General features: G+C 51.3%; 4 protein-coding genes. All 4 read right to left on the bottom strand.

Annotation, left to right across the window (positions count from 1 at the left end):
• Positions 1-734 precede the first annotated feature (734 nt).
• On the bottom strand, positions 735-2228 hold the full coding sequence (locus N645_RS0116335) for a tryptophan halogenase family protein (RefSeq protein WP_024462586.1): 1494 nt from the start codon (positions 2226-2228) through the stop codon (positions 735-737).
• A 21-nt stretch (positions 2229-2249) separates the two neighbouring features.
• Entirely contained in the window at positions 2250-3278 is a 1029-nt protein-coding gene (locus N645_RS0116330) for a cupin-like domain-containing protein (RefSeq protein WP_024462585.1), read from the bottom strand.
• 20 nt (positions 3279-3298) lie between these two features.
• Complete coding sequence (locus N645_RS0116325; RefSeq protein WP_024462584.1) at positions 3299-4027, bottom strand: SapC family protein; 729 nt, start codon at positions 4025-4027, stop codon at positions 3299-3301.
• Between the two features lie 152 nt (positions 4028-4179).
• Positions 4180-7095 (bottom strand): TonB-dependent receptor (locus tag N645_RS0116320; protein ID WP_024462583.1); only part of this gene is annotated, 2916 nt, incomplete at its 5' end.

The following is a 7095-nucleotide window of genomic DNA, read 5'->3' as shown; positions in this document are numbered from 1 at the left end:
TCTCCTTACTGAGACCAGGTTATTATTGTTGGCACATAAAGTGCCACAAATCGTTTTACCAACAAGCTGTAATCATTGCTTTACATTTTGGTTGATCACCATCGCTGAGCCAGGGGCAGACTCCCTTACTGTTATTGTCATATCCTGCTTCGGCATCCACTCACTCTCATTCTCCGAAAACCATTCACCGATAAAAGAATTTTGCGCAAGGCACTAAGCTATAGGCTTAAGATATCATTTGGAAATATTAATTTTATTTTTTATTCCTTTTTAGGTCTTATCGAGCCTGGAGTCACCGAGATCATCATTAGCCCGCCGCTCAAGCCCTCATAACGGTCAAATCGACTATATTTATTAGTCGTATAGACAATTACATCTGAAAATACATCCTGTCAACTATTAATTACCTCTCCTGAGTAAGCACGTATTGAGCTAATGCTGTACTCATTCCAGAGTAGCCCTAAGCTCATCAATGCGCAAAGATTTAAGAACAAAAAAGAGTCATTTGATTTACGGTTTTAAGTTATTATATTATTTTTATCTGGGCCTCTAGCCCTTTGCCAGTCCCGGCGACAAGATCCCACTTTGGACTGGGTGTCGCGGATATTGGTAACTGGACGACCAGGATGACAGACAGAGTGGAATCGTAAGTGATTTACAACTCTAATTATCGGAAGGGGATACTCAGCAGTTCCGGACATATTAGGAATTGATGTAGTTGGTTGTCGCACAAATCAGCACCGGACTGAACAGAATTTCTCTATAAACGCTTTGTGAGCTGGCATACTTTCAACCATTCTGGAGATGTTTTTTTGCAGATCCTGGAGGCCACCCTGAAGTTTGTCGTCAGGAATCGTTCGGGCCAACTGATGATGAGCCTTGGGCTCAATCCCCTGACCCAGCATGACTTGTAGCCAGGAAGAAACCTGAAAAAGGTCCGCCTCCGCCTGTCGAATATGCCCACTTTCTTCGAACAGCTGTAACCGATGTGCCAAAGTATCTGGAATGCCCTGGTTCTGGCGATCGCGCCAGAAAGGCGTATCAGAGCGGCCGGTTACCTTGTAGTGCAGAATAATAAAGTCCCGTATTCGCTCAAGCTCAAGCCTACACGTTGCGTTGTAATCGTCTACAACCGAGTCTTTGACCCCGTCAAATGGGAACAGCTGCATAAAGCGGCTGATGCCAATCATCACCAGGTAGATACTCGTGGATTCCAGCGGCTCCAGAAAACCACTGGCCAACCCAAGCGCCAGACAGTTTTTATTCCACTGTTTGCGACGAGCACCCGTCGTATAGCGAATGGGGCGAGGCTCTGTTAGCAATTCACCCTCAATGTTGGCGAGCAGTTCGTCGCGGGCCTGCTCATCGTCCATATAGTCGCTACAGTAAACCAGACCATTGCCTACTCGATGCTGTAGGGGAATCCGCCACTGCCAGCCTGCTGTTCGAGTGGTTGAGACTGTATACGGAAGTGGGTCACGTACGGCCTGTGTCTGAACTGCCAGCGCTCGATTGGTCGGCAACCAGTGGGTCCAGTCGTCATAGCCGGTTTTCAAGGCGCCCTCAATCAAAAGGCCTTTGAAACCTGTACAGTCTATAAAGAAATCACCTTCGACAACGCCTCCATCTTTCAGGTGCAGACGGCGTATAAACCCATCGTCCGGATCAAGCTCGACATGCTCAATCATCCCCTCTCGGCGAACGACACCCCGTGCTTCGCACTTGCCTCGCAAGAACCGGGCATAGCGACCGGCATCCAGGTGGTACGCAAAGTTAGGTCCGCCTTTCTCGGAGAAAGCAAACTTCTGCTTCCATGAGGCGGCGGCTTCCAGGCAATACTCATCCAGGGGGCCCGCCAATCCACGCTTTCTCGCTTCTAGCCAAAAGTGATGAAAGTCCGTCATCCAGGTACTGGCCTTACCGACCTCACCGAAGGAGTGCATGTACTCAGTATTGAGATCACGCCAATCGCGAAAAAGTATACCCAACTTGAATGTCGCGCTGGTTTCGCGCATGAACTCCTGCTCATCAATGCCCGCTATTCTGTGGTAGGAGCGCATGGGAGGAATGGTCGCCTCACCGACACCCACGGTACCGATATCTTCCGATTCGATCAGCTCGATTTCAATGAGCTGACCCAATTGTTGGGATAACCCGGCAGCGACCGCCCATCCAGCCGTACCGCCGCCGGCAATAACTACTTTCTGGATGGGTTTAGACTGCTGCACAATGAGACTCCTGTGGTCTGATCAACGATTGAACTTGGACATTAACCGAGCCCGCAAACGACGGGCAGTGGTTTCATCAAGGGGCCCCAAGGGTCCTTGGGCATGTTCCGGCAGGTGGGCCCTGGGAAGCTCCGGATCGCCAAACACATAGTAATCAAATAGCTCTCGCCAAGCCTGCTTTTCATAGTCTGGACGCTCTCTAAGCGCCAGCATCGCATGAAGCAATGTGTTTTGGGGTGTATCGATGTAGGCTGGAGTTGGGTTCCACCAGTAGTTTATCAACACATTAAAATCGTCGAGCCCTTCTACATGATGCCACCACATACTGGGGTAGACCAAGGCGTCGCCAGGTTCCAGCTCGGCCACCTGGGCTACTTCTAAAGCCTTGGCGAAATTCGGAAAGCGTTCGAAATCCGGCTGCTTGAAATCTACCATACTGACGACTTGCCCGCCTGGCGTGGGTTCAAGCGGTCCGGGGTAGAGGTTTGCTACCTGTTCAGGGGGGAAGAGCGTAAACCGACGACGCCCAGCTACACAGCACGCGATGTTGTTGGCCAAATCATAATGTGCTGAGGCAATTGTGCGATTGCCCATCCAAATACTGACCAAGGGCGGACTTTCCTGCAACGTAGGATCGGAGAAATTGATATCGTTGTTCTCTCGCAACCCCGGGAAATATCGCTCCAGCGTCGTGGAGCCGATATAGAGGTGGTCACCTCCCTCGCGGGACTCGATTTTTAGCCGCCGGAAAAACTCACTTACCGAAATCTGTTCACTGCGAAAATTGAATGCCGTTATATCACTATTGTAGGCGAAACGCCCATCCATATCGGAGTCCCCTACATAACAGGTAAGGGTTTTCTCGATCGCATATGAGTCCAGATAGGCCATAGCGTCATCAGAGGAGCGCAGCCCAGCTTGGATCAGTGGCCAGCTACGGACATAGCCTTTGAGAATAACCGGACTACCGGCCTCCACCAGGGCCTGGAAGTCGACACTTTCGCCAGAAGAATACTCTATGGTGCGTACGCAGCGTTGAACATTCTGCATAGTTTTACTGCCTTGCAGGTTTAGGCTGCTTCACGTTTGCGATTTTTCTGCTCCACCAGGCGCGAAATATTCGTTTGGGACGAAATAATATGGTACGCAGCCTGGAGGTACCCTACATCATTGAGCTGTTTTAACTGATTAGCATCCAGCTCTAACAGCTTTTCTTCGCTGACGGTGTAGTAGTTCTCGATACGATACCGCTCACTATAACTAATATTCACATTAATATTAATCGGCTCGATCAACCCTAACTGATCCAGAAAAGGGTAGAGGGTGTTGGCCACCGCCCAGCCGTCCTGGATCGCTTTCAGAACTTCGGATATCCGTTTTAGATAGTCGGTACTGCCACCATGCTCCAGAAAGACCGGCACGCCATCCGCATGAACTCTAGGGCTATCCATATCCACCTGAATCAGAGGCTCTACTCTTTCTTCGGCTCCCTGCCCTTCTTTGCGGAGCCCTATTGAAAATGGACCACGAGCCTGGATGGCAGGAACATAATGGGCATGCCAGCCTTTTTCATCAAGAAAAAGATTTTCATCTTTTTCCAGCCCCAAAAGTGCCACAGCCTGAAATTGGCCGGACGCCTTATCTTTCTTTAACAGAATGGGGTACTCCTTTTGGAGTTCAATAAACTCCGTAGGAAATACCAACACTTGATTAACGCTGTCGCCATACTCGGCGGAGTAGCCAGAGTCCACTTTCAAGTCGTGGTGCTTGACATTATCGAGAAGCTCGATATTTGACATGATGAAGAATCGCTCTTACTGATTTACGAATTATTAGGGTTTTACGGATAGGTGGGGATCTATGATGGATCATTTAGGTCCATCCGGCAAGAAAAAAGGCCGCTGAAAAATCAGCGGCCTTTCCGGCATTTTCCTTTTGCCAGTCTTCTGGCTTAGAAGGAGTAACGAGCACCCAGCATGTAGCGGGGAGACAGCTCCTGCAAGAACCAGATATTGCTCTGATCCCGACCGTAGTGAGCGATATCTTCGCCGGTCAGGTTGATGGCTTCCAAAGTAACGGACAGGTTATCAGTCACGTCATAGCCAACGTTCAGATCGTACTGGTAATACTCATCAACGAAGGTCGGGTTACGGTTCGCACCGCCACGACCAGTGCCGCTGAGGTAGGTATCCCGCCAGTTCCACGCCAGACGAGCTGAGAAGCCATAGTTCTCATAGATCAGTGAGGCGTTAGCCGAGTCACTCAGACCTACCAGCGCAAACTGGTCTTCTGAGGGCGAAGCACCGGAGTCGATACCGACATTACCGTTTACGGTGGTGTAATTAGCCTGAACACCGAATCCAGAATCACCGAAGAAATGCTGAAGCGCCAGTTCCATACCGTGGATACGGCCATCTTCAGTATTAACCGGCTGCGACAGCGCAAACTCCATGAACGGGTCATTTTCATCGGGAGACAGGTTTGTTTCAGCGTATACAGACTCTGCGTAAGCCAGAGGCAGCTCGTTGTTTTCGTCCAGGTTGGCCTCAAACTCCGATCGTGCAGCAGCCACATCACCACCATTCTGCTCAATCAGAGCTGTCATGGTGAAGAAATTCAGCTCGCTGCGCGTAACGCCCAAGTCATCAAGCACTTCCAACGCATCGCCAGAGCGGCTACCCGGGGCGCCCGAACTCGGGTCACGGAGCGCGATACCAAGCTCTGAGTCCGGACCACTGGCGACCACACTTCTCACTGACGTACCGATGAAGTTTTCAATCTTCTTCTCGTAATAGCCAGCAGATACATAGCTGGAGTTACCGTAGTAGTACTCCAGGGACAGATCGATATTACGCGACTCAAGCGGCTCCAGACCGGGGTTACCCTGACTGGCACTGGGGTTATCACCGCCAAGCGCCGTTGGGCGACCCGGGTTCTGTACACTACGGGCGGCAATCAAGCTACCGTAACCGGGACGACCAATGGTGTTACTGAATGAAGCGCGCGCCAACAGATCGTCAGTGAGGTTGACGGAAACGTCTATGCTAGGCAGCACGTTGTCGTACTCACCCACAATTGTATCCGGCAGAGGCGTACCACCGCCGGCAACAACGGCCTGGAAGTCGTTGTCAGAGACCCACATGATTTCATCTGGCAGGGTGACGAAGGATGTTGAAGTAACGGTGGTTTCTTCGTAGCGCACGCCAGCCAATACTGAGGTATCAAGGCCCATCACCTGGAAGTTCATGTCGGCTTCAGCATAGAACGCGGAAATATCTTCTTCTACGAAGTTATTTTCACGACCTGTAACATCGGCTGTTCCATAAATTTCAGGAATGCTATTAGCCAATTGCGTGGCGTCACCCTTAAACGAAATGCTTTCCATGTCGCCGTTGTAAGGTTTGTAGTCATCAAACAGGCAAGCCATGCAATAGGTTGTGATGAGATCAGTATTGATATCGCCAGGCTGCTCAATACCCCAGCCACCCAGAATGTGCTGAGTCTGGACACGGGTCTGATTCATCTCCATCACACGCTGATCAAGACCAAAGTCCAGCGTGACGTTGTCATTCAGCTCCCAGCTCGCGCTAAGCTGAACCTGGTCCATGGTGGTTGTCTGCTCTGCAGTGTTCGAGCGCAGCACCTGAGAACCCAGGTCACCAGCGTCCAGCCGACCATTCACGTTGGTGCCACCGAAATCGCCCTGATCAGCCTGGATGCTGTCGTCAATCTCGATGATGTTGTGGATCGGGAAGTGTTGGTTCCCACGATCCAGCTCCAGTGAGTGCTCACCGATAACTACCGCACCCATACCGAAGAGAGTACTACTCGCGCCATTCGGGTTGTTCGGAGAGGTGGAGTTTTCAGAGCTGTGCGCATCCAGAGTCAACGTCAGGTTATCGCTCAGATCCCACTCGGCATTAAAGCCAAATGACTCTACGGTATCTTCCATTGCACGGTATTGTTGCTCGAAACCGATATCCTTTACGCCATTGATATCTTCGCGCATGTAGGTGGTGGTGGATACGGTCGGGTTACCGTCAAAACGAACGTGACTCAGCGGACGAGCGAACCACATGGTCTGGTCGGCGCGCTGCTCTTCCTGTTCATTCTTAGCCAAGAAGGCATCAAAGGTCAGGGTCAGCTCTTCTACCGGACGAATCTGGAAAGTGCCGTGAACATTGGTACGCTCACGCTCAGCTTCAGCCAAGTGCCAACGGGTATCATTGGGAACAGAGACCAACTGGTCGGGATTGGCCGGAGCATTAGTAATAACCGTGTCTTCAGTCACAATACCGGTGTCAGGATCGGCAAACTGAGAGTACGGCATGATGTTCCAACCGTTAGAGGTCGCACTCACGCTGGCCGCATGCCGCACCTGATGACTGGCGAATACGGAGAAGCCCATATTGTCGTTGTCATTGGTCCAGCTGAAAAGGCCGGATACCTCAGGGGTCACCTCGTCTCCATCCACGACGCTGGTATCATTGACCAGCTTGCCGCCAATGCTGAATTGGGTGCCAGGATTTTCCAGCGGCTTGATGGTGCCGATGTTAACCGTTGCACCGAGGCCACCTGACGGGTTACTTGCGCGACCGGTCTTGTAGACTTCCAGGCTGGTAACACCTTCTGATGCCAGGACGCCAAAATCAAAGGAACGGCTCAAGGGCTGAGCGAAGTCACCACTTTGGTCCGCACCGATAATGCTGGAGTTGGAAGCTGGCATCTGACGGCCATTCAGAGTGACCAGGTTGTTGTCGCCACCGAAACCGCGAACGGTTACTGTGGAACCTTCACCGTTCACACGGTCGATTGATACACCGGTGATCCGTTGCAGGGATTCAGCCAGGTTGGTATCGGGGAACTT

Origin of the sequence: Marinimicrobium sp. LS-A18 (assembly GCF_000463525.1) — a bacterium.
In the GTDB taxonomy this organism is placed as follows: domain Bacteria; phylum Pseudomonadota; class Gammaproteobacteria; order Pseudomonadales; family Cellvibrionaceae; genus Marinimicrobium; species Marinimicrobium koreense.
Note: the sequence above shows the minus strand (reverse complement) of the source record. Positions and strands in the feature narration are given on the sequence as shown.

Bases quoted from the DNA above. Each gene is read 5' to 3' on its own strand.
- N645_RS0116330 (WP_024462585.1), bottom strand. From the start codon at position 3,278: ATGCAGAATGTTCAACGCTGCGTACGCACCATAGAGTATTCTTCTGGC.
- N645_RS0116325 (WP_024462584.1), bottom strand. From the start codon at position 4,027: ATGTCAAATATCGAGCTTCTCGATAATGTCAAGCACCACGACTTGAAA.